Origin of the sequence: Antarcticibacterium sp. 1MA-6-2 (assembly GCF_021535135.1) — a bacterium.
Taxonomy (GTDB): Bacteria; Bacteroidota; Bacteroidia; order Flavobacteriales; family Flavobacteriaceae; genus Gillisia.
Genome location: NZ_CP091036.1, coordinates 3,881,493 through 3,907,480 on the forward strand (window position 1 = coordinate 3,881,493; position 25,988 = coordinate 3,907,480).

A 25,988-nucleotide genomic window follows, 5' to 3' on the forward strand; every position below is an offset into this window, starting at 1 on the left:
GTAGAGCGCAGTTTGCTATTTATTCTTCAGGGAAATATTAGATTCCCAATTCTTTTTTAACTGCAGGCATAAGATCTGTCCCGTCTGCCATAATTACTCCCGATCCATTGGTAGAATCAAGAACATAATCAAAACCTTGAGCTCTTGCAACTTTTTGGATAGCAACACGTGCTTTCTCGTATACAGGCTTTAAAAGATCAAGTTCTTTCTTTTGAAGGTCCTGTTGAGCATTTTGACCGTGTTCACGAATTCTTTGCTGAGTGCTTTGTAACTCTGCAGCTCTTTTTTGGTTTTCCTCTTCAGTCTTTGTAGGAGCTTCAGATTCGTAACGCTGCATAGTTTTTTGAGCTTCAGTCATCATATCTCTGATCTCAGTATCATAAGTCTTCTGTAATTTTTCTAACTGGGCCATCGCATCTTTAAAAGCAGGCATAGTTTCTACCAGTTCCTGAGAGGCGATATGTGCAACTTTAGACTGTGCATTCGTAAAAGCTGTTGCTCCAACTGTTAAAGCTACTGCTATAAGAAATGTTCTGAATTGTTTCATTGTAAAATTAAATTTAGTGTTTAGTGTTAATAGTTATTAATCTTCGTTATTTTCTTTCTTCTGTTTTCTTGCAGCTTCTATTGAATCTCTTTTTCGCTTGCGTTCTTCCAAAATTTTCGCCCTTCTCTCTTCAAATTCCTGTTGCTTCACAGCTCTTATCGAATCTCTTTCCTTCTTTCGTTGCTCCAGTAATACTTCCCGTTCGTTCTTGGCACTTTCCGCTGCCTCCTGCTTTTCTGCTATAACGGCATCTTCTTCAACACTGCGGTTTTCTTCTTTCTCCATCTGGGCTATCTCTTCTTTAGAGCTTAGTTGCTCCCTTCCGGCTGCCCTGGTGATCGTTCTAAGAACCTGATCACTTATATTATGTTTTTCTGCTATAAAAACTATACCAACATTAGAAGTCCTGTCAAAAATAATATCGTAATTCCTTTGTTCCCCTATTTCCTGGATCGCATTAAAGACCTGATCCTGTATAGGCTGTATTAACCTTTTCTTCTGAAGGATAAAGTCTCCGTTTGAGCCGAATCTCTTTTGCTGATATTCTGCAATCTTTGATTCTTCAAAACCTATAGTAGCTTCTCTTTCCTCTATTAATTCTTTTGTAAGTAAAGGTCTTTCCTGTTCCAGGGCAATCTTCATTTGATCTACTTTACGCTGATCTTTTTCCAACTCTGCTTTCCATTGCTGAACCCTTTCCTCCAGCTGTGCCGAAGCCTGCTGATATTCGGGTACATTTGCCAGGATATATTCCATATCAATATATGCCAGGCGGTTTGGTTTTTGAGCCATCAACTGAGGCCCAATGCCCGCCATAATCAATATTAAAAACAGAAGTTGGCGTTTCATATATATGGTGTTAGAAATAATCGTGCCAAATTAAAATTGTTGCCCTATGATGAAATGGGTTTCCCATCCATTAGGTCCAACGCTTCCGGGAACCGGATCAAATCCGTACCCAAAATCTATCCCCAGTAATCCAAATTGTGGCATAAATATCCTCAATCCCGCACCTGCAGATCTATTCAACAGGAAGGGGTTATAATCTCTGAAGTTGTCAAAAGTTGCACCACCTTCAACAAATGCCAGTGCATAAATAGAGGCCATAGGTTTTAGAGTAATCGGGAACCTCAATTCCAGGGAGTACTTATTGTAAATAGTTGCCCCGTCATCTCTGGTTGCCTGGCTCAAATCAGGTCTGTCCAATGGTTTAACTGACTGGTTTGGATAACCTCTTAATGCAATTACTTCCCGGCCGTCAAGGCTAAAAGCACCTAAGCCATCTCCTCCAAGGAAGAACCTTTCAAAAGGTGGAATTCCCCTGTCATTGTTATATGCTCCCAAAAAGCCATATTCCGCATGGGTTCTTAGAACAAGATTACTATTTCCTCCAAAGTTGTAAAGTGTATTAAACCAGGAACCTTTAAATTTTACTTTATAGAACTCCAGCCACTTAAATTTTTCCTGATCGATCTTTCCCTGATCTGCCACCGGGGTCTGGCCTTCGCGTAACCTCGTACCATCAAGATTAATTAAGTTTCCGTTTGCATCTTTTAACTGGTATTCATCCTGATTCTTTAGGTCAGCATAATCAACTCCATTAATTAAAGAATATGGAGGAGTAAGTTTTGCTGTAATGCTAAAGTTAGATCCTGTGGTTGGGAAAATTGGGTTAATACCTTCACTGTTTCTGGAAATACCTAATGTATATGACAGGTTATTTGAATACCCATCTCCAAAAGTAAAGAGCCCGGTATTATAATTATTTAAATCATATCTCTGGAACCCTACAGCCTGTGAAAGTGTAAAGAAATCATCTGGCCATCGTAACCTTTTTGCCAATCCCACATTTACTCCAAGAATATCAAAGCTTCGTGACTTATCTGCCCTTCTTGCGGCATAATCATAAGAGAACTGCCTTGTATAGGAGAAAGAGGTTGATAAACTTACTGGACGCCTGCCTCCAAGCCATGGCTCAACGAAGCTAAGGCTGTAGGTTTGATAAAAAATACTCGCCTGTGCCCGTAGCGATAGCGTTTGACCGTCTCCCATTGGAAGAGGTTTATAGGCTTCTTTGTCAAAAATTCCTGAAAGAGAGAAATTGTTAAATGATAAACCCAGTGTACCAATAAAGCCACCTCCACCATATCCACCCTGTAGTTCAATCTGGCTCGCTCCTGCTTCTACTACTGAATATTCCATATCCAAAGTTCCGCTGTCAGGATTAACATTCTGGAAATTTGGTTTTATTTGTTCTGCATCAAAGAATCCAAGTTGTCCAAGTTCCCTAATGGTTCTTATCACGTTTTGCTGACTGTATTTTTGTCCCGGCTTGGTTCTTAGTTCCCGGTAAATTACATGGTCCTTGGTCTTATCATTACCAACAACACTTATGTTGTTGAAATAAGCTTCCTTTCCTTCAATTATCCTAATTTCAAAATCAATAGTGTCATTGTAGACCCTCGTTTCAACCGGATTGATTTGAGAAAATAGATAACCGCTGTTCTTGTACAGGTTAGCAAGATCCTGAGCATCTGGATCGGCAGGATCTGCAATTCTTTCTTTTAGAAGAACTCCATTATAGATGTCACCTTTGCTTATCCCCATTACACGTCTTAGATAGTCATCTGTATAGACAGTATTACCAATAAATTCTATATCTCCAATATAATGTTTTCTGCCTTCTTCAATTTGCATTTTTAAGGCCACGGTTTCAGGTCCCGTTTTTATTAGAGTGTCAGAAACAATTCGGGCATCCCTGAAGCCTTTCTCCTTATACTTATCAACAAGGTTTGTCTTGTCCTCTTCATAGGTATTTTCTACAAATTTAGAACGCTTCCAAAATCTGAAAAAACTTCGCTCTTTAGTTTTCTTTAATGCTCTTTTTAGTTTAGCATCACTAAATTCCTCATTCCCTTCAAATTCAATATCGGTAATTTTTACTTTTTCGCCACGGTCAACATTTACTACCATGTTCACTTTGTTGATACTAGTAGTGTCTTCCACGGGCGTAGTATTAATTGCAACTTTGGTGTTGAGAAAACCGTCTTTTTTATACTTATTCTCAATATAATTCTTTGTAGTCGTAATAAGGTTCTCTGTTACTTTAGCACCGGGAGTAAGATTGTTTTCCTTGATCAATTCCTCTCTTGGAGATTTTTTTATTCCCTGGATCCTTATTTCATCCAGTTCAGGAACTTCAGTAATTTCTAATTCCAGGTCGGCTACATTTCCTTCAACATTTGTTATGTAGAAATTAATATCGCTAAAAAGGTTAAGGTCCCATAATTTCTTAAGCACCTTACTTAAACGATCGCCGGGAATGAAAAGTTCATCTCCCTTTTTTAAGCCTGTAAAAGCTATTACTGTTTGGTCGTTATAGCTATCGGCCCCGGTAACTTTAATCTCTCCAATAGTATATTTTATTCCCTGCCCTAATGGGAGATCCTGTGCCTGGAATGAGAGGGTATATAAAAAACAAAACGCTAAAAGGAAAAATATCCTCTTAGGCAAATGTGCACTAACTAATCTGTTCACTGGTTTTTCCAAATCTTCGTTCTCTGGTTTGATAATTATAAATGGCCTCGTAGAGATTTTCCCTTCGGAAATCCGGCCATAAGATGTTTGTAAAATATAACTCGGCATAAGCTATTTGCCACAATAAAAAATTGCTTATTCGTTGCTCTCCACTGGTGCGGATCAATAGATCTACGTCGGGTAAATTTTGGGTGTAAAGATGCTGATTTATAATTGATTCATCAATAGCATCAAGGGATAATTCCTCATTTTTTACTTTTTCACATAAATCCTTTACGACGTGGATTAGTTCTTCCCGGGATCCATAACTTAAAGCCAGGGTAAGAACCATTCGTTCGTTACCCGCAGTTTTATCGATTACCTCCTTCAGCTCTTTTTGGGCTTTTTTGGGAAGGCTATCTATATTGCCAATTGCATTCAGCTTAATGTTGTTTTCTGTTAAGGTCTTAATTTCCTTTTTCAGGGAGTTCACCAGGAGACGCATCAAAGTATCGACCTCTCTTTTTGGCCTATTCCAGTTTTCAGTAGAAAAAGCATAAAGGGTTAGGAATTTTACACCTAACTCGGCACATCCTTCTACTACATCGCGTACAGCTTTTGTGCCTTCTTCATGTCCAAACGCCCGCAGGAGGCCTTTTTGTTTTGCCCATCGCCCGTTCCCGTCCATTATAACGGAAACATGTTGTGGCAGGCGCTGGATGTCGATTTTTTCTTTGAACATTATTTTTTTAAAAATGAGAGTAGCAGGGTTTTCTTCCAAAGGTAAAGGTAAGGCTCACGCCTGAGAACACATACCAATCTGTAGTATTTGTGTTTCCAAATTCCCTTGGAGGATTCCGGCGGCCCAGTACCTCTTGTGGATTGCTCCCGTCCATATTGTCGGTAAAGGTATATCTCGCACCCACTTCTACTGCAGCAATTATTCTTCGGGTAATTGTTTGTTTATATCCAAAAACCATAGGTATTGAAAATTCCCAGTTATCACCCTGGGGTTCCAGGATTCCTTTTGCTGGCCTATCCCGGTCCAGTAAGTGATGCTTGGAATTAAAGTAAGTAATACCAGTGTACAAATAGGGGGTACTCTGTTCTTCAGCTTCGCTTAGATCAAAAGACCAAAAATTAAATTCCAGCCCCAGTGAAGCTTCAGCAACGTGGTTGCTAAAAGAATAACCTCTTTGTTGTCTTCTCACCTGGTTCGAACTTGCGTCATTAGCCTGTATATCAGCATATAATAAACTAAATCTAAAACTGTGCCTGTCACTGCGGTTCCATTTTACCAATCCACCTGCCACCAGGCTATTGGGATTGATATAGGTTGTACTACCCACATCTCCTATATAATTTGCACCTCCAATAAAACCTCCTATTTCAAACATCTGGGCAGAGGCTACTTGAGTGCAGGCAAACAAGAAAATTAGAAAAAAGGTATGCCTCATAGGTCTTCAAAAGTTTGCAAATATAACAATTATGTTTGCCCTGCAATAATTTGAGCAAATTAGTATATGTCTATAAACAAATATTGAATGGATTTATTGTTAGTTCCTGCGGTCTTCCCCCCATAATAATTTTTTCCGGAGGGTTTGTAGGAAACTGTCTGTATGTAGTTCTACCATACTTATTTTAAATGGCGCGGTCTTAATAGTAATTGTAGTTTCATTACTAAGCGTTGCAATACGTGAATCCATGGAAACAAGATAATTGTTTTCACGACCCGATACCTTTAAGGTAATCTTTGTGTTATCTTTTATTACCAGGGGACGTGCATTAAGGTTGTGCGGTGCAATAGGGGTAATAACAAGTGCATCGGTATTAGGTACAATAATAAGTCCGCCACAGCTAAGAGAATATCCTGTTGAACTAGTAGGAGTGGAAATTATAAGTCCGTCAGCCCAATAGGAGGTAAGGCACTTATCGTCCAGCCAGGTTTCAACTGTAATCATAGACGTGGTATTTTTACGGCTAACTGCTATTTCGTTTAGAGCAAAATTATTTTCCCCAATCTCTTCACTTGGAGGATCGGTTTCAATACTTAACACGGTCCTTTCAGAAATAGAATATTTTTTTTGAAGCAAGGTTGAGATGGATCTGGCAATTTCTTCCTTTTGTATCGTGGCCAAAAATCCCAGGCGGCCTGTATTAATTCCAAGAATAGGAATATTAAGGTCTCTTATAAAATTGATGGATTTTAAAATAGTCCCGTCTCCTCCAATACTAAAGAAAAGGTCAAAAGATGGGTCCAGTTCTTCAAATGTGCTGAAGTGGTTATATTCTTTGGTAACCGTTTTGTTATTTTGAATGAGGTGCAGGAATTCTTTCTCTATTACGATCTGGATATTATCTCTTTCCAGAGCATTCAGCAATTCCTGGATATACTTACCCGAGTCCTGATGATAGAATTGACCATAAATCCCTACTTTCATTTATCTGTTTTTAATGCTGATTTTTTGCAGCTTTGAATTACATGTTCAGGTACCTGTCCAAATATTCTGAACGATCTTTGAGGTTTTCTCTAAAACTGTCTTCCTGATGATCAGATATTATAGTGTAACCATATCTGCGGAAGGTTTGGAAGGATTTCATTTAATGCAGTTGTACTAAGTTTTATGGTTACTTGCGTAAGACCCTCTTCTTTCGATGAAACGAACATTCCCAATAAAGCAGCATTGTGGGATTCTACGATCTGGCCTATTTCACTGAAGGAATAATCCCTCACTCCTTTTTCCAGGACAAGGATCCCGCCCCGCTCGTTAAGAAAAGGGGTCTCGTTAAAAGAATTTATGATATCGTGCAACTCAAGGTAACCCAGGTATTTATTTTCTGTATTTAAAACAGGAAGAATATTTGTTTGGTTGAGGGCAAAGACCTGAAGAGTTTCAAGCCAATGATCATCCTGCCTTGCAAAAAATCCATCGAGCGTATATTGATAATCGGCAATAGTTTTATCTCCATCGAGGCAGCGAATGTCAGTTTCAGAAATACAACCCAAATATACTCCGTCATTTTCAACGGGAAGGTGAGAATAAGTGAGTTCATTAAAAACCACCTGTAGGTCTTTAATGCTTTCCTCAAGGTGACAAATTTCAATGTCGTTTAAAATAAAAGAATCAATACTCATACTTCCATGCCGTTTGAGTGCAAATTAATTAAAATAATATTCATTGAGGCATCCTCAACTTCGTATTTTTGTTAATTCAAACCCAAAAGAGAATGACGAAATTAAGTGTTAATATCAATAAAATTGCGACCCTTAGAAATGCCCGTGGAGGTAATGTACCTAATCTAGTAGAGTTTACAAAAAACATTGAGCGTTTTGGTGCGCAGGGAATAACAGTTCATCCAAGACCTGATGAGAGGCATATCAGGTACGCTGATGTTTTTGAGTTAAAACCCGTTGTTACTACGGAATTCAACATCGAAGGAAACCCGGTGCCAAAATTCATAGATCTTGTACTTCAGGTAAAGCCGGAGCAGGTGACCCTGGTGCCAGATGCTGAAGATGCCATTACTTCCAATGCAGGCTGGGATACAAAAAAACATAAAGATTTTCTAAAAGAGGTAATTTCAGAATTCAATAACAACGGCATAAGAACTTCCATTTTCCTTGATCCCGATGCAGCCCAGGTAGAACATGCAGCAGCAACAGGGACTAACAGGATTGAACTTTATACTGAAGATTATGCGACACAATATGCGGCCGGAAATAAAGAAGCAGTACTAAAATATGCCGAATGCTCCAGGGCTGCAGCCGCTGCGGGATTAGGAGTTAATGCTTACTACGATCTTTCCCTGGATAACATAAAATACTTTATAGAGCAGGTGCCGGAAATACAGGAGGTTTCTATAGGCCACGCTTTGATTACTGAAGCTCTTTATTTTGGTCTTGAGGCAACAATTGAAAAATACTTAAATCAATTGCAATCATGATAGAACTACATTCAACAATTGTGGGAGAAGGAAAACCGCTGGTAGTACTTCACGGGTTTTTAGGAATGAGTGATAATTGGAAAACTATAGGCAGTAAATTTGGCGGGGAAGGTTATGAGGTACATTTACTGGACCAGCGAAACCACGGAAGAAGCCCGCATACAGAAGAGATGAATTACAGTGTAATGGCAGAGGATGTGGTGCAGTACTGTAAAACCCGAAATCTTGAAAATATTATACTTCTGGGTCATTCTATGGGGGGCAAAGTAGCTATGCAGGTTGCAGGAGAAAACCCTTCACTGGTGGAAAAACTTATAGTGGTGGATATTAGTCCCAAATATTACTCCCCTCACCACCAAACAATTCTGGAAGGCTTAACTGCCCTGGATAATGAAACTATTACATCCCGGGGGGATGCAGAGGATTTTCTTTCAGATTATATAAAAGATAAAGGAACCCGACTATTTCTTCTGAAGAACCTTTACTGGAAAACAAAGGAAAAACTGGCCTTGAGGCTGAACTTAAAAGTCCTTAAAGAAAAGATAGAAGAAGTGGGAAAAGCTTTGCAATCGGGTGTAAAATATGATAAGCCAAGCCTGTTTATAAAAGGAGCTAAATCTGATTATATAACCGCTGAAGATGAGGATCTTATCCGCCTTCATTTTCCTAACGCCAAAATAGTTACAGTAGCAGGTGCAGGACATTGGGTACATGCAGAAAATATGGAAGAATTTTATAGTAAGGTTATGAGTTTCATTTAGTTAACTTTAAACTTATTATGTATGCATAATAAATAGGGCGACTTTCTTGCGAAATATTTATTTTATCTTAATTTTGATGAGGTGAAATCATTCGCATTTTAATTAAATCCTAAATTTATTATGAAAAAATTATTTTTCCTTACGGCTTTCGCCTTAGCTACGGCTGTGGGTTATGCCGGGGGATACCGTGTGAGTTTGCAGGGACAACGAGCCCTGGCAATGGGACACACAGGGGTGGCAGTTGTTAACAGTGCCGAGCTTGGATTTTTTAACCCCGCAGGTCTTGTTTACCTTGAAAACAAATTAAATGTTTCTGCCGGAGTAAGTGCCGTATTTTCTGATGTGGTATGGCAAAATGAGGAGTTCGGGCAAACTTCACGTACAGACAGCCCGGTGGGAACACCATTCTACCTGTATGCATCCTATAAAGTTAATGACTGGATGGCATTAGGATTAAGTGTCTATACTCCATATGGAAGTGCTGTATCCTGGGAGGATGATTGGGCTTAGTTCTCACCTGGTAAATAACATTGACCTTCAGGCAATATACGTGCAATCAGTAGTTTCTCTAAAGTTTAATGAATACTTAAGTTTTGGTGGTGGTCCCATTTATGTAACCGGGGGCGTTAACTTTAACAGGAATCTAAACCGAACACTAAGTGATCTTGAGGGAAACAGGAGCAATGTCACTGTAGATGCCAGCGGAGTTAGTGCCTGGGGATGGTCTGCCAGTGCACTGTTTTCACCAACAGAAGATTTTAGGATAGGATTTAATTACAGGTCAGAAATTATTCTTGAGGCTGAAGGCGGGGAAGCAACTTTTTCCAATATTCCCAATTCTCCTTTAACTCCCTTTGCAAACACTACTTTTGATGCGTCCTTACCTATGCCTGCTGAATTGAGTTTAGGTCTTTCCTACGAATTCCAGGACAAATGGCTGTTTGCTTTTGATTACAATCAAACCCTGTGGAGCGTATATGAATCCCTGGATCTCAACTTTGCCAATCCAGGTATCCCTGATTCTCAGAATGCAAGAAATTATAAAGATTCTTCAATATACAGGTTCGGTTTACAGTATGAAGCCAGCCAGTTATTCACTTTACGGGCCGGATATTATTTTGATGAATCTCCCGTACAGGAAGGTTATTTCGCCCCGGAAACTCCAAGAAATGACTCTCACGGATTTACAGGTGGATTATCTCTTAATTTAAGTGACAAATTTTCTATTGATGGATCATTCCTCTACATCCGTTTTGCTGAAGTAGATGCTTCATATGACTATTATCTTGAAAACGGGCAGGCAGTGCCTTTTGGAGGAACTTACAAATCCTCTGCTTTTGTCCCTGGAATTGGGGTGACTTATAAATTATAATTTCAATCAAGATCAAACAATGAAAAACTATATAAAATATTTACCTATCCTGGCTCTGGGTTTTACAGCCTGTGAACCGGAACTGGAAAATCCAATTGACGAACCGGGTTTTTACAGCAATGGAGAAGCAGATTTTTCTAACTACGTGGCCCTGGGTAATTCGCTTACTGCAGGCTACGCAGATGGTGCTCTTTACATAACGGGTCAGGAAAACAGCTATCCAAATATCCTTGCCGGGCAATTTGCTTTGGTGCAGGAAACAGGAGAATTTCTACAACCTTTAGTGGCAGACAATACCGGAGGCCTACTTGCTGCCGGAACACAAATAACTTCCAACAGGCGTGTATTGGCCGTAGGTAGCGGTGGAAATCCTTCTCCTGTAGTTTTAAGCGGTACACCCACAACAGACATCGTAAATACACTTTCGGGTCCTTTTAATAACATGGGAACACCCGGAGCAAAAAGTTATCACCTCCTTGCTCCCGGTTATGGAAATCTTTCCGGAGTATCTACAGGAATGGCAAACCCTTATTTTGTTCGCTTTGCATCCTCACCGGAAACTTCGGTACTTGCAGATGCTATTGCTCAAAATCCTACTTTTTTCTCCCTGTGGATAGGAAACAATGATGTACTTAGTTATGCAACTTCTGGTGGAGTGGGAGTAGATCAATCAGGGAATCCCGATCCTTCTACTTATGGTAGCAATGATATTACAGATCCTAACGTTTTTGCAGCTGTATATTCCCAAATGGTAACCGCCTTAACAGGAACCGGGGCAGAGGGAGTACTTATTAATATCCCCGATGTTACTACAGTTCCGTTCTTTACTACGGTTCCAAATAATGCACTTGCTCTTGATGCAGAGACAGCGGCCAGTTTAACAGGATATTTCCAGGCGGTTGCAGGAATCCTTACCCAGGGTTTAATGCAGCAGGGACTACCTGCGGCGCAGGCTCAGGCTTTGGCTTCCCAATATGCCATCACTTTTAATGCCAGTCCTAACTTAGTTTTTAATAGATGTGCTTATTACGTCAACAAACCCTTTGGGCTTCCGTCAAATGACTGAGGAAGAAATGCTTGTGCTTACGATAAATCAGTCTGCTTTGGCAGAAGGTTATGGATCAGTAAGGATCACTCCGGAAGTAATGCAGGTACTTGGAATCCTTCAACAGGGAGGGCAGCCTACCCAGGAACAGGCACAACTGGTACTTAATGGGGTAGACGCTATAGATGATAAGGATGCCTTAGATACAGAGGAGCTGGGTAATATTAAAGCTGCTACTACTGCTTACAACGCTACTATAAAAGCTCTTGCAGAGGCAAATGGTCTTGCATATGTTAATTCTAACGCGCTGCTCACGCAGGTAGCCACAGGAGGGATAGCCTTTGATGCAGGTACTTTGACATCAACCTTTGTAACGGGAGGCGCTTTTTCTCTTGATGGGGTTCACCCAACTCCACGAGGACAGGCTTTAATTGCTAATGAAATTATTGAGCAAATAAATACAGTCTATAATTCAACCGTTCCCAAAGTTAATATCGGGAATTACGGTACTGTTACTTTAAGCAACAACCTGCAGTAGTTTGCAGTAGTTCTATTAATAAAATCATAAAATGAGGGCGCCGGGAACATTTCCGGCGCTTTTTTTTGCAATTTTGTGAAACTTTAAAAGTTTACTATGAAGTTTTTAATTCGCATTCTCCTTACTGCTATTGTAGTTTTTTTGTTGGCCAGGTTCCTTCCGGGAGTCGGTGTAACAGGATATTTAACTGCAATAATTGTAGCGGTTGTGCTGGCAATACTTAACCTGATTGTAAAACCAATTCTCGTGCTGTTCACTTTGCCCGTCACCATCGTTACCTTTGGATTATTCCTGCTTGTAATTAATGCCGTAATTATTCTTCTGGCAGATGCCTTTATAACAGGTTTTAATGTAGATGGGTTTTGGGTGGCACTAATTTTCAGTCTGTTACTGTCAATCGTCCAGTCAATCCTGTTCTCGGTTCTTCCTGAAGATTAGAAGACTGCTGAAATCCAGCAATTTGAAACTTTGTACGCAACTAAAAAATACGTACTTTTGCACTCCAATTTTTATAACAAGTTAAAATGAATATTACCAGAGAGAATATAGATGATTTAAATGCGATAGTTAAAGTTGATATCGCGAAAGAGGACTATAGCGGCAAGGTTGAAAAGATCTTAAAAGATTATCGTAAAAATGCCAATATACCTGGGTTCAGGAAAGGCCATGTTCCTATGGGAATGGTTAAGAAACAATACGGTAAAGCCGTTTTGGTAGATGAGGTAAACAAATTATTACAGGACGCTCTCAATAAATATTTAATCGAGGAAAAGTTGGATGTACTTGGGAATCCGCTTCCAAAGGAACAGGAAAATTTTGACTGGGATCAGGAAACATACAGCTTTGAATTTGAATTGGGACTCTCTCCACAGTTTGATGTTACATTAGAAACAAAGGAGCCTATCACCCATTATAAGATCGTTGCTTATGAGGAAATGATCGATAACCAGATCAAGCATATTCAAAAGCAATATGGAAAATTGGTTTCTAAGGATGTAGTTGAAGAAGGAGATGTGGTAGCAGGTACTTTCACTAATGAAGAAGAAGGAATTGACAGTCAAACTTCACTTCCTTTAGATTCTCTGAATGGTAAAGAAAATCAGGATAAGTTTATAGGGGCGAAGGTTGGTGATACTATAACTCTTAATACTAACGGCTTGTTTGAAGATGATCACAAGTTGATGGATTTTCTTAAGGTAGAGCACGATAAAGCCCATGGCCTTAGTGTAGATGTTACCTTCACTATTTCAGAAGTAAACAGGCAGGAACTTGCAGATCTTGATCAGGAGTTGTTTGATAAGCTCTTCGGAAAAGATGAAGTAAAAAGCGTAGACGAGTTGAAGGAGAAGATCAAGGAGGATGCTGCAAAACAATTCCGCCAGCAAAGCGATCAGCAATTATTAAATGATGTGACTGAAGCGCTTATAGAAAACAACAAATTTGATCTTCCTAAAGAATTCCTTCAGAAGTGGATACAAACAGTAGGGGAAAAACCTTTGACCGAGGAAGAAGCAAAGGAAGAATATGAAAAGAGTGAACAGGGGCTTCGTTTCCAGTTGATTGAAGGAAAAATGATTAGGGAGAACAACCTGGAAGTGAAATTTGAAGATCTTAAATCTTTTACTACCGACAGGATAAAAGAGCAAATGGCCCAGTTTGGTCAAACAGATCCTGAGCAAAAGGAACTGGATGATATTGCTGCCCGCGTTCTTTCAAATCAGGATGAGGTTAAGAGATTATCAGAGCAGTTAATGAATGAAAAACTTCTTGGTTTTTACAAGGAGAATATTAAACTGGAAGAGAAGGAAGTAACTTATGAAGAGTTCGTTAAAGAGATCTATAAGTAGACTTTCTTAAATTTTATACATACCTTTAAGGGCGTTAAACCAACAGGTGTAACGCCTTATTTTACTTAAAAACAGAGATAGGAACGCTATGGATTACGGAAAAGAATTCGAAAAATATGCCACCAAACATCAGGGCATAAATAGCAATTATTACGATAAGATAATTACAAGCATGATGCTTAGTGGGAATGACTCCCAATATTATTGAGGAACGCCAGATGAATGCAGTTGCGATGGACGTTTTCTCGAGATTGATGATGGACAGGATCATATTTCTTGGAACACAGGTTAATGACCAGGTTGCAAATATTATACAGGCTCAAATGTTGTTCCTCGAAAGTACCGATGCTTCCAAGGACATCCAGATATACATCAACTCCCCCGGAGGCAGTGTATATGCTTAGTTTGGGAATATATGATACCATGCAGTTTATAAAGCCTGATGTTGCTACTATTTGCACAGGAATGGCAGCTTCTATGGGAGCGGTATTGCTTTGCGCAGGAGCCAAAGGAAAACGAAGTGGACTTCCACATTCACGAGTTATGATACACCAACCTATGGGAGGTGCTCAGGGACAGGCCAGCGATATTGAAATTACCGCCAGGGAGATCATATCTCTTAAAAAGGAGTTATACAATATTATAGCAAACCATTCCGGCCAGCCTTACAATAAAATTGAAGAGGACAGTGACAGGGATTTCTGGATGAAGGCAGACAGGGCTAAGGAATACGGAATGATTGATGAAGTTCTTTCAAGAGATAATAAATAGGTGAGAAGCTTTCCGGGTGTAAGCCTGGATAGAATATACGACAAATATGGGGATGAGGGAAGAAAGACCCAGGGTTATTGTAACTAAAGAGTGAGTCTTTCTACTTATAGAAGAAGCTGAAAATTTTTTCTGTTTTCCCGCATCCTGTAACAAAGTGATTATGGCGAAAGATGATTTAGAATGTTCCTTTTGTGGACGAAAAAAACCTGAAACCAATTTATTGATTGCAGGGCTTGACGCGCACATTTGTGATAAATGTATTGAGCAGGCTCATGGAATTGTTTTGGAAGAATCCAAGCAGGGAGAGGCGAAAGAACTTTCTGCAGATCTTATGCTTAGTAAACCTAAGGCAATTAAAGCATTTTTAGATGAATATATTATAGGGCAGGAACCTACCAAAAAGGTAATGTCCGTTGCAGTATACAACCACTACAAGCGTCTTCTTCAACCAAAAAGTGAGGACGATATTGAAATCCAGAAGAGTAATATTATAATGGTAGGGGAGACTATAAGTAAAACTTTAATGGCCAAGACTATCTCCAGAATGCTCAATGTACCACTGGCAATAGTTGATGCCACTGTTCTTACGGAAGCGGGTTATGTTGGAGAAGATGTGGAAGGTATCCTTACCAAACTTCTTCAGGCAGCCGATTATAATGTAGAAAAAGCACAACACGGAATAGTTTTTATTGACGAAATAGATAAAATCGCTCGTAAGAGTGACAATCCATCTATTACCCGTGATGTTTCAGGGGAAGGAGTGCAACAGGCGCTACTGAAACTATTGGAAGGAACCACAGTGAATGTTCCGCCAAAAGGAGGGAGAAAACACCCAGATCAAAAATTTATTGAAGTAGATACTGAAAATATTCTTTTTATTGCTTATGGTGCCTTTGACGGTATTGAACGCAACATCAGCAAAAGGTTGAATATGCAGGCGGTAGGTTTTAGTGCATCGAAGGGCGATGATAAAGTAGAAAGAACAAATCTATTACAGTATATTATTCCGAAGGATTTAAAAGATTACGGTCTAATTCCTGAAATTATCGGGCGTTTACCAGCTCTTACTTATATGAATCCGTTGGATAGGGATACCCTTCGCGCTATTCTTACTGAACCTAAAAATGCCATAATAAAACAGTACCAGAAACTGTTTGAAATGGATGATATTGATTTTGATATTACCGATGATGCCCTGGATTATATAGTAGACCAGGCTATCGAATACAAACTGGGAGCACGAGGTTTACGTTCTCTATGTGAGGCCATCCTTACCGATGCTATGTTTGAAATGCCGGAGGGCGATGAGAATAAACTCGTTGTAGACCGGGAATATGCTGAAGATAAATTGAACAGGTCTACGCTAAAAAAGTTAAAGGCAGTTTCTTAAGCCAGGACATAAATAATTTTTAATTTAAACCATCCGGCTTTTCCGGATGGTTTTTTTGTTTCGTAAATTGAAGAAAACAGGATTAAGGAGCCACGGCAATAGAAATTCCTCCGAGTTGAATAAATAAATTTGATTGCTTTTAAAATTATATAGATAAAAATTATTATATTTTTAGTAAGTTATATAAATTAAAAAATCTCCCACATGGAAAAAAACGAACATCGGGATTCTCCCGGCACCCATAAGGTTTGGGAAGTAAACGAATCCAGCCGATGCCCATTTCTTGGCGGCTCGGTTAACAAAACTGCAGGTAGTGGTACCTCCAATCGCGACTGGTGGCCCAACCTGTTGAACCTAACGATCCTTAGGCAGCACTCAAAATTGTCTGACCCTATGGAGGAAGGCTTTATTTATGCTGAAGAATTTAAAAGTCTCGATCTTGCTGCAGTCAAGAAAGACCTGCATAAACTTATGACCGATTCCCAGGAATGGTGGCCTGCAGATTATGGACACTATGGGGGATTATTTATACGTATGGCCTGGCACAGTGCAGGAACATATCGAATCACCGATGGCCGGGGAGGAGCAAGTTCCGGATCCCAACGCTTTGCTCCTTTAAACAGCTGGCCCGACAATGCAAACCTTGATAAGGCACGCCTGCTTCTATGGCCAATAAAACAAAAATACGGAAGGAAGATCTCCTGGGCAGATCTTATGGTCCTCACCGGAAACGTTGCCCTGGAATCTATGGGCTTAAAACCTTTCGGTTTTGCGGGAGGCCGTGAAGATATCTGGGAACCGGAAGAAGATATCTATTGGGGGTCTGAAGGGGAATGGTTAGGAAATAAAGAGCGTTATGCCAATGAGAACAAACTGGAGCAACCTCTTGGTGCATCACATATGGGACTTATCTATGTGAACCCTGAAGGACCTAACGGAAATCCTGATCCCCTGGGTTCAGCTATTGATATTCGTGAAACTTTTGGTCGCATGGCCATGAATGATTATGAAACTGTTGCCCTCATTGCAGGAGGCCACACCTTTGGAAAAACCCACGGTGCTGCAGATCCTGTTGAGAATGTTTTGGTGGAACCTGCAGGCGCACCCATAGAAGAGATGGGACTGGGATGGAAAAATAAATTTGGAAGTGGAAATGCAGGAGATACCATTACCAGCGGAATAGAAGGGGCCTGGACAAGTACTCCTACCAAATGGAGCAATGGCTTCTTTGACAATTTATTCGGCTTTGAATGGGAATGTCATAAAGGACCGGGAGGTGCTTATCAATGGAAACCTAAAGGAGATGCCGGAGCGGGAACTATTCCCGATGCGCATGATCCAAATAAGAAACATGCTCCTTTTATGCTGACTTCCGATATAGCCTTGCGGGAAGATCCTGAGTATAGAAAAATCTCAAAGCATTTTCACGAAAATCCTGAAGAATTTGCCGATGCCTTCTCAAGGACCTGGTACAAATTGACACACCGGGATATGGGGCCCATTTCCCGATATTTAGGACCTGAAGTGCCTGAAGAAGAATTGATCTGGCAGGATCCAATTCCTAAGGTAGATCATGAGTTAGTTGATAAAGATGACGTAGCGAAGCTGGAGAAGAAAATTTTAGATTCAGGATTGTCTGTTTCTCAATTGGTTTCTACGGCCTGGGCATCAGCTTCAACTTTTAGAATTTCAGATAAAAGAGGAGGGGCTAACGGCGCACGAATCAGGCTAGAGCCGCAACGTCACTGGGAAGTAAACAATCCGCCACAACTGCAAAAGGTTATTACAAAGCTGGAAGAAATTCAGGAGGAATTCAACAATTCTCAAACTAACAATAAAAAGATCTCACTTGCAGATCTAATAGTATTAGGTGGTTGTGTTGCTGTTAAAAAAGCAGCAAGAGATGCAGGCTATGATGTGGGAGTTCCTTTTGCACCGGGTAGAATGGATGCTTCAGAAGAACAAACGGATGCTGAAGCTTTTGAACCATTAGAACCAAATGCTGACGGATTCAGAAATTATTCGCGTAATAAAGATCATATCGAAGCCTCAGCTGAAGAAATGTTAGTTGATAAAGCCCAGCTTCTAAATCTTACTCCCCCGGAAATGACAGTTCTTGTAGGTGGAATGAGAGCTTTAAATACAAACTTTGACGGCTCAAAACACGGAGTATTTACTGAACGCCCGGGACAGCTCACCAATGATTTCTTTGTTAATCTTTTGGACATGAGAACAACCTGGAAAGCCAGGACAGATGCCCAGAATATATTCGAAGGAACCGATCGCAGCTCAAATCAGGTAAAATGGACCGGAACAAGAGTAGATCTTATCTTTGGTTCTAATTCGGAGTTAAGAGCACTTTCTGAGGTATATGCCTGTAATGATGCTAAGGAAAGGTTCGTAAGAGACTTTGTAAAAGCCTGGGATAAGGTGATGAACCTTGACTAAGTACGATCTTAAGAAAGATAAAAGCTAAATAGCAATCATATTTAAATTGTAAAAGGTGGTCCCAGGAGGGCCACCTTTTTTATAAGAAGTTTCCGGTTTTCCCAGCCAGGCTTTAATTGATTATTCCTGAACTTTGTATCTTTTGGAGATTTGCCTTACTTTAAATAGAAAAGCTCGAAATGGAAGAAGAAGCATTAAAGTTTGCAACAGAAGCTCATAGCGGGCAGTACCGCAAGTATTCCTCTCAACCGTATATTGAACATCCCAAAAGAGTGGCAGAAATTGTACGTTCTGTTCCTCATACAGCCGAGATGATTTGTGCCGCTTACTTACATGATGTTGTAGAGGATACTCCGGTGACCCTCGAAGAGATCCGTGAAAAATTTGGAGACAAGGTGGCACATCTGGTTGGGGAACTTACTGATGTTTTCGTCAAAGAAGACTACTAAGCACCTTAACCGCAAGGAACGGAAAAAAAGAGAAGTGGAGCGGCAGGCAAAAATAACTATAGATGCCAAAACAATTAAGCTCGCAGACGTTATTGACAATACTGCCGATATTCTTCGAAACGACCGCAATTTTGCCCGGCGGTATATTCCTGAAATGCAATCGCTGGTGGAGTCATTACAGGGAGGGAATTTCAAATTGTTGATGAGAGCCTGTTATGAGGTGCAGCGGGGGAAATTTGAACTTAATCTGGAAGAGAAGAAAATTTCAGTTTAAGGGATTACCTCTAAAATTGTCAATTTTCTGCTTCTTTATGTGTTTAAAATAGATGGTAGGCGAGTAACGGGATTGATCCTTTCTCTATATTAATTACCTCTAATTAGCTATAATACTTATTTTTTCATTTTTTCCTAGCGACAACAATAGTATGCACATCCTTCTGGTTGCCCGATTTCTTATAGGAAATTTTAAGAACTTTAATGTCTTCAAAATCATTGTTTGATAGTTGCGACGTAATTTTCTCAAGGGAATGAAAGTAAAAATATACCCGGTTATTATCAGCACTTAGGTTTTGAATCCGCTGTCCGCGGGATTGCCTTCTGCAAAACTAAGGTAGAGAAGGCCATTCTTCAGTAGTAGGTTATGAGCGTCTGTTATAAATTTTTCGGTATCTGTTTCTGAAAGGAAAGGAAGGAAAAAACCACAGATAATTCCGTGATATCTTTCTTTTAGATCGGCAATTCTTCTCCCGTCCATCACTTTAAAGCTCGCGGAGGGATTATTGATCCTTGCTAATTCCACCATCTTTGGAGCCACATCCACTCCCATAATTTCAAAATCGGGGCTTTTAGATAATAGGTATTTTGTAATATTTCCCGGTCCACATCCAATTTCTAAGATTTTTGCGTTGGAAGGTATAGAATTACAAAAAAGACCATAGCTCTCATTGTACAAATCCATATCCATAAATTTATCCTGATACAAATCTGCAATTTTATTCCAGGTCTCAAAAGTCTCCTGATATTTATCCATAATTAGGTGTTATTCTACAAAATTCTAAAAATTCTTCTGAAGATATTTCTCTACTTCACTTTTTTCTAAAAATTCTGAATAATCCTTAATACTCAGAATATCCTTTACAGCCTTTTCTTTATCTCCAACCTTGTGGTAGTAAGCCCTACAAATTGTGTAACCCATCCAATATCCTGCATTTCGCGGCCTTAAATCGCTCTCTTGTTGCCAGGATTTCCAGATCTTTTTATTTTTATCTTTTTGAAACTCTTTCCAGATTTTCAATTCCATACCTTCAAATTCTTCATAATTTGCATCAGTTTCTCCGCTTATTAATTCGGCAATAAATTCTGCTGAGCCTTCTCTTATACTTTTCCAAAGTAGTGTATTCCCCTTTTTCATGTTATCCTGATTAAAATGCACAAGTTCATGACTTACAGTTACCGGGATATGATTTCTCCTCATACTTATTTTAAGAATATCCCGATTCCAGGCAGCAGTATCTGAATGAGGAGTTCTTGCAAGAATTTCGGTCCCAATTAGTAATCCGTTTCCTGAGATCGTACCATTTGACTAAGTACTTTCCTATTAAGAAGTAGACATCGGGAAATTTGGCGGGAGGATAAAGATCTTCAAATTTCTGAAAGCCCAAATTTATCTCATTCTCCAGATCCTTTAAGTTGGAAACATCATTTCTGATTGATTGGTAGTAATCTTTAAAAGCTAATACAAACTCTGAAAATTCTTCTACAGACTGAATTTTTGTTTTGAAGAAATCATTTAATCCTTTAGAACCTCTTTCGAAGTAAAATTTTTTAAAAATTTGCCCGGCTTTGGAAGTATCCTGAATTGCTAAATCAAAGGCCTCATAAAAATGATCAATATCAGAAGTTATAAGTTTTGCATTTGCAGGGTTCTCTTCTGTTCTAGAACCAAAATTAATTACGGCACAGGAATTCTGGAAAATTACTATCAGGAACAGGGCAATCGATATGGGAGCTTTAATTTTTTTCAAAAATTTTTCTTCAGCGCGAATGTTATCTTTATATTTTTCCGCATTATTACAATGTAAGTGTGAAAGCTATATAAATTTATTTTGAAACCAGCCAACCAGGTTGAATGGCGATAAAATGAGTAATAAAAGAGTCTCCCAAATCTTTGAATCCCATATCCCGCTTTAAGGTTTAGATTCAGTTTAAAATTACTTTTATCGGTTCACTGTAAACCCCAATGCAGGTCCAATAAATCCTGAATAATTATAATTCAAATCATAATTTCTTAGGTTAAAAATTTACCCGTGCCTGAACCTGTCGTTAATTATTATATACCATAGCTATCTAATTTCAATAGGAGACTAAATTAAGTTTTTTGTTTCCAGAGATTAGATTTGCTTCATTTTCATCTTCTATAAGTTGGGGATCATTCGCGTATCAGGGAAAAATGCCCTTTAAATGATCTTCCATCACTTAAATAAACTATAAACCAATAATCATCTGCGGGCATTTGATTTCCATTAAAAGTACCATCCCATTTCTCAGAAATGGCGGATAATTGTTTTAAAAGTTTTCCATAACGGTCATAAATAAATATATCGCTATTTGTCTGGAATTGACTGTTAACTCCTTCTATTTGCCAAAAATCATTAATTCCGTCTCCGTTAGGAGTAAAAAACTTTAAGTAACCTATAACTGATACTTTAATAGAGCTGGTGCCACAGCCTTTTTTATCTCGCACATACAATGTATGGATACCCGGACTCACATTTACAAAAATTGGACTATTTTGAAAGTTTGAATATTCATTATTTAAAGAAAACTCATAATCTCCCAGCCCCAGAGATGAAGTATTAACTGTGATAGTATTATTATTAGAATTATCAACTACTGAGATGTCATCTGGTGTAATAGTCGGCAATTCTGATGCATTCACAAAGATCTCTTTTGTTCTTGAACAACCTGTTCCATCTGATTTGGTTAGAGTTACCAGGTAAGTTCCCGGGGTAGAAACTGTTAAAGTTGATCCATTAGATAAAAAGGTACCATCTTTTTTGACCCATTCATAGTCAAAAATTTCTGAATCATTTGTTTCAACTGGATCTAAAACTACTGTAAACGTTGGATCAGAAGAACACACCATCTGTGGTGTATCTATTGAAAAATCTGGTAATGAGTTGACAATAAATGCTATTTCTGTTGTTGCAATACAAGTTGAGTTTATTGGGTTTATAACTTCAACTGTGATAGTTTGTGTTCCGGAGACAAATGGATTTGGCAATGGACTGGGTAAATTAAAGCCGGACTCGTCATAGTACTGTACTTCCAAACCTGTTTGCCCATTTAATACGAGGTTCTGAATTTGTGAAGTATCAAAATCGTGAAGTCCATCAGTATCATCACTATCTTTATCACATGAAATTTGATTTGGGACAGGATTGGCTATGGGGCGTTTTTCAACTATAAACTCTAAAGCAGTTTCACTAAAGCAACTTCCATCCAATATTTTATTATTTGTTACTCTTGCAGTTACAATTTGACTCTTAGTCCAAAATGGATTGGGTAAAGGGCTTAATAAAGGATTATTATTTTCATCAAAATAGGTTACAGTAACGTTTGACTGCCTTCCAACTAACGTGGATTCTACCTGGGATATATTAAAAGGATATTCTCCATCCTGGTCGGCATCACATTGTCGCTCAATAGTAACTGGATTTGCTACAGGTAATGACTCAACATATAGATTAATATGTGCTCCTAACCCAACACAATCATTGGTAAGTTTATCTTCTACTCTTATAAAGATCTGCTGGGTATTTGGATAGTTAATATTCCTGTAATTTGAGATATCTATAATTGGATTTTCTTCGGCTAAAGCATCAGCTTCATTTTTGTAATATTTGATTATTAATTGTTGTCCTGCAGGAAACATGGCTTCTATTGAAGCTTGTATCTTACTTAAATCAAAAAGTGAAATCCCGTCATCATCACAAACGTATAAATTATGGGAAAAAGTGTCAGGTATTTGGGTAGTGTTTACTATTAAGTTCACCTGACTTGTTCTATAACAACCATTAAAATTTTCTACTCTTGCCCAAACCAGATCTCTACTTACAGTTTTATTAATGTAAACCTCCCCCATATTAATAGGATTAACGTTGCTTTCTGCATCTATTTGAGATTCAAAAAATGAAACAGTTTCATTTTCTGCATTTGTTGTTATTTTTGAAATAACTTCATCCAGATTAAAAGAGCTAAACCCATCTAAATCATCATCACATTGGATAAGATCCACTGCTGCTTCAACTATTGGAGAATCATAAATAATAACCGTCGTGGTTTTAGTTGCAGATTCTGTACCTACGGTTACACTAAGGCTAATTTCATAAGTTCCTGGATTTGAAAAGACATGAATGGGTTCTAAATCTGTCGATATATTATTGACTCCGGAAGCAGGGTCACCAAAATTCCAGATTACAGAATCTACAGCATCTGAAAGTTTAAATTTTGTATTATCTCCAAAACAGGTATTTTCAAATGAAATTTCATCAAATTGAAAATATGAGGAAATAAATGTAGGCAACCCTAAGCCGCTACTTCTTCCATCGAGATATATTTCATTATACCTGTAATTACAGCCAGGTCCTAAAACATTAGGATTTTCTATAACATCTAAGTATAGCCTATCAGATTTTGCAACGTATATTTTTCCATCAGGCCCCAGCTGTAAAGAAGAAAACGGCTCTCGTGTTGAAGCTTGTATTACTACTCCTGAATTCGCAATATCAACTGCTGAACTTAGCCAACAAATTATACTGGCTCACCCCAGGATAGTAGGAAGCGTATAGCAAATTACTATTGGGAGAAAATTCAATTCCATAAGGATTTCCAGGCGGATACAAATCTGTTATAAGACTAACAACTTTTCCTGTATTAATATTAAAGTTAAAAACTTCCACCCCTATACCTGTCCAGGCAACAGCCAATTTGGAACCGTTTGGAGATATTTTAATTTGTCCTGTTGTTCTTGTGCTACGGATTGCTCCAACTGAACTGACTATTGGTGTTGTAGTTATTCCTGAAGCTGTTATATCAAAGGTGATGAATTCATAACTATCATATTTGTGAGCAACCACCCAATATTCATCTGAATCTGGTTTTTTTACTGCTGTAACTTTTTCGTTGAGCCGGGAATGTAATCTTTGATTCTTAATTATTACTGCTCCAATTCCTCCATTTAAGGTCATGTCTACCTCTGAATATTGTAGACCATTAGAACCTGCGCCTCCGAGGGAAAGGGCATCAAGCGTGAAAATATAATAGTTATTTGTTGTTCCTGGTTTTGGTACTATAATGGCAGAGTGAGTACTGGAAGGATCTCCTCTTAATCCTGTACCATTTTGCATAACAGCATGATTTTTATTGTAAACTGTAATTCCGTCCGTGTAAAATAGCAGGTTTCCCCCACTGTCAGAAATAGAAGCACAACCTTCATTAGTTGATAATTCCCCATCTAATAAAACCACAGCAGTACCACTATTAAAATCTAAACCTGCATTAAATCCAAAATACCAGATATTGGCTTCATTTTGAGCAAAATTTGAAATTGCAAAAAAAAATAGAAGTGTTAGCAGAAAATTCTTCATAAAATTGCGGTTGGGGGAATTGAATCGTATAAAAACATTTTTAAATATTTTGCTTGATGCTAGCTTAAAACAGAATACAGTATATAGAATTTTCCACAGGTGTCTGTCGAAGGACCAGCGCAACACAAGCCATCTACCTGCCAGCCTTTGCGGCTATCTTCTTTTCCACATTATCCAAATCTGTCTTATAAAATTCCCATTCCGGATCTTCCGTTTTAAGGACGAGTCTTAAGACTTTCTCGTAATTGGTTTTCGCTTTTTGTAAATCACCGAGTTCCTCGTAAGCCATTCCTAGATTAGAGTAGGCATCGAAAGATTCCGGATGTGCTTCAACATTTGCTTTAAAGGCATTTACGGAATATTCCTTTAGATCCTCTAATCTTAAAAAGGCATAACCAAGGTCTGTTAAAGCGTACTCATTGGTCACTTCAAATCTATACTTCGTTGATAAATCTTCAAAATAAGTCACCGCCTTGCTAATGGCAGCATCAGGACCTCCCTGCGCCAATATTTCCTCTTTTGTCCTGGGAATTTCATATTGTATAGGCTCAAAAATATAGCGCAAACCAAAATAGATGGAAGGCAGGCCAATAGAGCCGTGGGATTCTTCGGGCATTGGTTCATATTTAAAGCTAAGGTCGGCCTCTTTATGAGCATTTATATAATTGTTAAATTCTCCACTTAGTTTAAGAACGTTCCCGCGCATGTTTCCTTTATTTTCATTTGCCAGGGTCATATAGAAGGTTCCGCTTAATTTGGAAGGAGTAGTGAAAACATCTTCAAAATTTGTTGAAATCAATTCATTCGGGAACCATAAACTTGGGCTTATGGTGAGATAAGCATCAAATAATTGCGGATTTTTAAAAAAGGTATACACATTGAAAAGTCCTCCCAAAGAATGTCCAACGATGATCCGGTGTGTTGCGGCTTTATAATTATTTTCTACGTGAGGAATTAATTCTTTTTCGAGAAAAGCCATAAAGTTAAGAGCTCCCCCGGTTGTTCCCATTCTTTTCCGCTCTTCCGCACTCAATTCAGGAGATTCAGGGGTAAGGTCACGGGTACGACGGGTATTTCTTATCCCTACAATAATCCTTTCAGGGATAAGCCTGTTTAATTGCAGATATTCCACACTTCCTACAGCATGAGAGAAATTATAATAGCTGTCGAGTAAATAAAGAACTGGATAAGTTTTGTCTGAATCCCCATAATTTTTAGGTAGGTGAATTTCCAGGATCCGGTCTTCTTTTAATAATTCTGAATAAATGGTTTCGGTTTTACCTATTTTAATGTCCTTTTGAGAATAGCTTGAAAAACTGAATAAAATAAACGTGAACAGAAGGCTGAATTTCATGGATGGTTTTTAAATTTATTTCACTTGCCGAAATGTTCCGGATAGCTCGAACTTTTAAAATATATAGATGTTAATAGAGAGAAGGAAGTTTTAACTTTCTTTAATTCAAAAGTTCCTCCTGATAGGTTTTATGATCAAGATGCTCGTGGATCGTTTCTCGAAAAGTTCCATCCGGTTTAAATGAATATGTAATTCCAATATCAGCAACAGCCATTTGGATATCCTCGACCTGATAGTTTCCTTCAATTGTCTGGGCGTTCATGCAAATCGAAATTGCAAGAAAGCTAGTAAAAAGGATAAAATTTGAGCTTTTCATATTTGAATTATTTCAGTGTTTAATGTTTTAATTCTCGTATA

General features: G+C 38.7%; 24 protein-coding genes and 2 pseudogenes. 12 read left to right on the forward strand and 14 right to left on the reverse strand.

Annotation, left to right across the window (positions count from 1 at the left end; all coding sequences use genetic code 11):
* Window positions 1-37: 37 nt before the first annotated feature.
* The 7 genes from LZ575_RS19595 to LZ575_RS19625 all read right to left on the reverse strand — a co-directional run bounded on the left by LZ575_RS19595 (window position 38) and on the right by LZ575_RS19625 (window position 7,199).
* Window positions 38-547 (reverse strand): OmpH family outer membrane protein, encoded by a 510-nt coding sequence (locus tag LZ575_RS19595; protein WP_235326696.1) that lies wholly within the window; start codon window positions 545-547, stop codon window positions 38-40.
* 36 nt (window positions 548-583) lie between these two features.
* Entirely contained in the window at window positions 584-1,396 is an 813-nt protein-coding gene (locus tag LZ575_RS19600; RefSeq protein ID WP_235326698.1) for an OmpH family outer membrane protein, read from the reverse strand.
* A gap of 30 nt (window positions 1,397-1,426) precedes the next feature.
* The gene (gene bamA, locus LZ575_RS19605; protein ID WP_235326700.1) at window positions 1,427-4,084 is read right to left on the reverse strand and encodes an outer membrane protein assembly factor BamA; all 2,658 of its coding nucleotides are present in this window, start codon (window positions 4,082-4,084) and stop codon (window positions 1,427-1,429) included.
* On the reverse strand, window positions 4,068-4,805 hold the full coding sequence (locus LZ575_RS19610; RefSeq protein WP_235326702.1) for an isoprenyl transferase: 738 nt from the start codon (window positions 4,803-4,805) through the stop codon (window positions 4,068-4,070). Before LZ575_RS19610 ends, bamA begins: the two co-directional genes overlap by 17 nt.
* A 7-nt stretch (window positions 4,806-4,812) precedes the next feature.
* Complete coding sequence (locus LZ575_RS19615) at window positions 4,813-5,460, reverse strand: DUF6089 family protein (protein WP_235326704.1); 648 nt, start codon at window positions 5,458-5,460, stop codon at window positions 4,813-4,815.
* 159 nt (window positions 5,461-5,619) lie between these two features.
* Window positions 5,620-6,504, reverse strand: coding sequence for an NAD kinase (locus LZ575_RS19620; RefSeq protein WP_235326706.1), 885 nt, complete (start codon window positions 6,502-6,504; stop codon window positions 5,620-5,622).
* A 110-nt stretch (window positions 6,505-6,614) separates the two neighbouring features.
* The gene (locus LZ575_RS19625; RefSeq protein WP_311195877.1) at window positions 6,615-7,199 is read right to left on the reverse strand and encodes a CBS domain-containing protein; all 585 of its coding nucleotides are present in this window, start codon (window positions 7,197-7,199) and stop codon (window positions 6,615-6,617) included.
* Between the two features lie 92 nt (window positions 7,200-7,291).
* Here LZ575_RS19625 and LZ575_RS19630 point away from each other — a divergent pair, with 92 nt between their 5' ends.
* The 12 genes and pseudogenes from LZ575_RS19630 (at window position 7,292) to LZ575_RS19680 (ending at window position 18,903) form a co-directional block, all read left to right on the forward strand.
* On the forward strand, window positions 7,292-8,008 hold the full coding sequence (locus tag LZ575_RS19630) for a pyridoxine 5'-phosphate synthase (protein ID WP_235326708.1): 717 nt from the start codon (window positions 7,292-7,294) through the stop codon (window positions 8,006-8,008).
* Window positions 8,008-8,769 (forward strand): alpha/beta fold hydrolase, encoded by a 762-nt coding sequence (locus LZ575_RS19635; protein ID WP_235330779.1) that lies wholly within the window; start codon window positions 8,008-8,010, stop codon window positions 8,767-8,769. The genes LZ575_RS19630 and LZ575_RS19635 overlap by 1 nt, the downstream gene beginning before the upstream one ends.
* 120 nt (window positions 8,770-8,889) lie before the next feature.
* Window positions 8,890-10,141: pseudogene (locus LZ575_RS19640) on the forward strand (OmpP1/FadL family transporter).
* A gap of 19 nt (window positions 10,142-10,160) precedes the next feature.
* Window positions 10,161-11,207: a hypothetical protein gene (locus LZ575_RS19645; protein WP_409187180.1), complete on the forward strand. Its 1,047-nt coding sequence runs from the start codon at window positions 10,161-10,163 to the stop codon at window positions 11,205-11,207.
* Entirely contained in the window at window positions 11,200-11,724 is a 525-nt protein-coding gene (locus tag LZ575_RS24435) for a hypothetical protein (protein ID WP_409187181.1), read from the forward strand. Before LZ575_RS19645 ends, LZ575_RS24435 begins: the two co-directional genes overlap by 8 nt.
* Before the next feature lie 96 nt (window positions 11,725-11,820).
* Window positions 11,821-12,162, forward strand: coding sequence for a phage holin family protein (locus LZ575_RS19650; protein ID WP_235326710.1), 342 nt, complete (start codon window positions 11,821-11,823; stop codon window positions 12,160-12,162).
* 86 nt (window positions 12,163-12,248) lie between these two features.
* On the forward strand, window positions 12,249-13,571 hold the full coding sequence (gene tig, locus LZ575_RS19655; protein ID WP_235326712.1) for a trigger factor: 1,323 nt from the start codon (window positions 12,249-12,251) through the stop codon (window positions 13,569-13,571).
* A gap of 88 nt (window positions 13,572-13,659) precedes the next feature.
* Window positions 13,660-14,342: pseudogene (clpP, locus tag LZ575_RS19660) on the forward strand (ATP-dependent Clp endopeptidase proteolytic subunit ClpP).
* Between the two features lie 160 nt (window positions 14,343-14,502).
* Entirely contained in the window at window positions 14,503-15,732 is a 1,230-nt protein-coding gene (gene clpX, locus LZ575_RS19665; RefSeq protein WP_235326714.1) for an ATP-dependent Clp protease ATP-binding subunit ClpX, read from the forward strand.
* A 204-nt stretch (window positions 15,733-15,936) separates the two neighbouring features.
* Window positions 15,937-18,180: a catalase/peroxidase HPI gene (gene katG / locus LZ575_RS19670; protein ID WP_235326716.1), complete on the forward strand. Its 2,244-nt coding sequence runs from the start codon at window positions 15,937-15,939 to the stop codon at window positions 18,178-18,180.
* A gap of 179 nt (window positions 18,181-18,359) precedes the next feature.
* Window positions 18,360-18,629, forward strand: coding sequence for an HD domain-containing protein (locus LZ575_RS19675; RefSeq protein ID WP_235326718.1), 270 nt, complete (start codon window positions 18,360-18,362; stop codon window positions 18,627-18,629).
* A complete protein-coding gene (locus LZ575_RS19680) occupies window positions 18,604-18,903 on the forward strand; it encodes a hypothetical protein (RefSeq protein ID WP_235326720.1) in 300 nt (99 codons plus the stop codon). Before LZ575_RS19675 ends, LZ575_RS19680 begins: the two co-directional genes overlap by 26 nt.
* A 288-nt stretch (window positions 18,904-19,191) precedes the next feature.
* On the opposite strand, the gene LZ575_RS19685 is transcribed toward LZ575_RS19680, so the two are convergent.
* The 7 genes from LZ575_RS19685 to LZ575_RS19715 form a co-directional block, all read right to left on the reverse strand.
* A complete protein-coding gene (locus tag LZ575_RS19685; protein ID WP_235326722.1) occupies window positions 19,192-19,659 on the reverse strand; it encodes a class I SAM-dependent methyltransferase in 468 nt (155 codons plus the stop codon).
* Window positions 19,660-19,683: 24 nt separating this feature from the next.
* Window positions 19,684-20,103: a DUF2268 domain-containing putative Zn-dependent protease gene (locus tag LZ575_RS19690; RefSeq protein ID WP_235326724.1), complete on the reverse strand. Its 420-nt coding sequence runs from the start codon at window positions 20,101-20,103 to the stop codon at window positions 19,684-19,686.
* Between the two features lie 7 nt (window positions 20,104-20,110).
* Complete coding sequence (locus LZ575_RS19695; RefSeq protein ID WP_235326726.1) at window positions 20,111-20,653, reverse strand: hypothetical protein; 543 nt, start codon at window positions 20,651-20,653, stop codon at window positions 20,111-20,113.
* 404 nt (window positions 20,654-21,057) lie between these two features.
* Window positions 21,058-23,214, reverse strand: a complete 2,157-nt coding sequence (locus LZ575_RS19700; RefSeq protein ID WP_235326728.1) for a T9SS type B sorting domain-containing protein — start codon at window positions 23,212-23,214, stop codon at window positions 21,058-21,060.
* Window positions 23,215-23,416: 202 nt separating this feature from the next.
* Window positions 23,417-24,277 carry a hypothetical protein gene (locus LZ575_RS19705; RefSeq protein WP_235326730.1) on the reverse strand — a complete coding sequence of 287 codons (861 nt, stop codon included), beginning with the start codon at window positions 24,275-24,277 and terminating at the stop codon, window positions 23,417-23,419.
* A gap of 133 nt (window positions 24,278-24,410) precedes the next feature.
* On the reverse strand, window positions 24,411-25,631 hold the full coding sequence (locus LZ575_RS19710) for an alpha/beta hydrolase-fold protein (RefSeq protein ID WP_235326732.1): 1,221 nt from the start codon (window positions 25,629-25,631) through the stop codon (window positions 24,411-24,413).
* A gap of 100 nt (window positions 25,632-25,731) precedes the next feature.
* Window positions 25,732-25,947: a hypothetical protein gene (locus tag LZ575_RS19715; protein ID WP_235326734.1), complete on the reverse strand. Its 216-nt coding sequence runs from the start codon at window positions 25,945-25,947 to the stop codon at window positions 25,732-25,734.
* Between the last annotated feature and the right edge of the window lie 41 nt (window positions 25,948-25,988).

Bases quoted from the DNA above. Each gene is read 5' to 3' on its own strand.
- LZ575_RS19595 (WP_235326696.1), bottom strand. From the start codon at position 547: ATGAAACAATTCAGAACATTTCTTATAGCAGTAGCTTTAACAGTTGGA.
- LZ575_RS19600 (WP_235326698.1), bottom strand. From the start codon at position 1,396: ATGAAACGCCAACTTCTGTTTTTAATATTGATTATGGCGGGCATTGGG.
- LZ575_RS19610 (WP_235326702.1), bottom strand. From the start codon at position 4,805: ATGTTCAAAGAAAAAATCGACATCCAGCGCCTGCCACAACATGTTTCC.
- LZ575_RS19615 (WP_235326704.1), bottom strand. From the start codon at position 5,460: ATGTTTGAAATAGGAGGTTTTATTGGAGGTGCAAATTATATAGGAGAT.
- LZ575_RS19620 (WP_235326706.1), bottom strand. From the start codon at position 6,504: ATGAAAGTAGGGATTTATGGTCAATTCTATCATCAGGACTCGGGTAAG.
- LZ575_RS19625 (WP_311195877.1), bottom strand. From the start codon at position 7,199: ATGAGTATTGATTCTTTTATTTTAAACGACATTGAAATTTGTCACCTT.
- LZ575_RS19630 (WP_235326708.1), top strand. From the start codon at position 7,292: ATGACGAAATTAAGTGTTAATATCAATAAAATTGCGACCCTTAGAAAT.
- LZ575_RS19645 (WP_409187180.1), top strand. From the start codon at position 10,161: ATGAAAAACTATATAAAATATTTACCTATCCTGGCTCTGGGTTTTACA.
- LZ575_RS24435 (WP_409187181.1), top strand. From the start codon at position 11,200: ATGACTGAGGAAGAAATGCTTGTGCTTACGATAAATCAGTCTGCTTTG.
- LZ575_RS19650 (WP_235326710.1), top strand. From the start codon at position 11,821: ATGAAGTTTTTAATTCGCATTCTCCTTACTGCTATTGTAGTTTTTTTG.
- tig (WP_235326712.1), top strand. From the start codon at position 12,249: ATGAATATTACCAGAGAGAATATAGATGATTTAAATGCGATAGTTAAA.
- clpX (WP_235326714.1), top strand. From the start codon at position 14,503: ATGGCGAAAGATGATTTAGAATGTTCCTTTTGTGGACGAAAAAAACCT.
- katG (WP_235326716.1), top strand. From the start codon at position 15,937: ATGGAAAAAAACGAACATCGGGATTCTCCCGGCACCCATAAGGTTTGG.
- LZ575_RS19675 (WP_235326718.1), top strand. From the start codon at position 18,360: ATGGAAGAAGAAGCATTAAAGTTTGCAACAGAAGCTCATAGCGGGCAG.
- LZ575_RS19680 (WP_235326720.1), top strand. From the start codon at position 18,604: ATGTTTTCGTCAAAGAAGACTACTAAGCACCTTAACCGCAAGGAACGG.
- LZ575_RS19685 (WP_235326722.1), bottom strand. From the start codon at position 19,659: ATGGATAAATATCAGGAGACTTTTGAGACCTGGAATAAAATTGCAGAT.
- LZ575_RS19690 (WP_235326724.1), bottom strand. From the start codon at position 20,103: ATGAGGAGAAATCATATCCCGGTAACTGTAAGTCATGAACTTGTGCAT.
- LZ575_RS19705 (WP_235326730.1), bottom strand. From the start codon at position 24,277: ATGAAGAATTTTCTGCTAACACTTCTATTTTTTTTTGCAATTTCAAAT.
- LZ575_RS19710 (WP_235326732.1), bottom strand. From the start codon at position 25,631: ATGAAATTCAGCCTTCTGTTCACGTTTATTTTATTCAGTTTTTCAAGC.
- LZ575_RS19715 (WP_235326734.1), bottom strand. From the start codon at position 25,947: ATGAAAAGCTCAAATTTTATCCTTTTTACTAGCTTTCTTGCAATTTCG.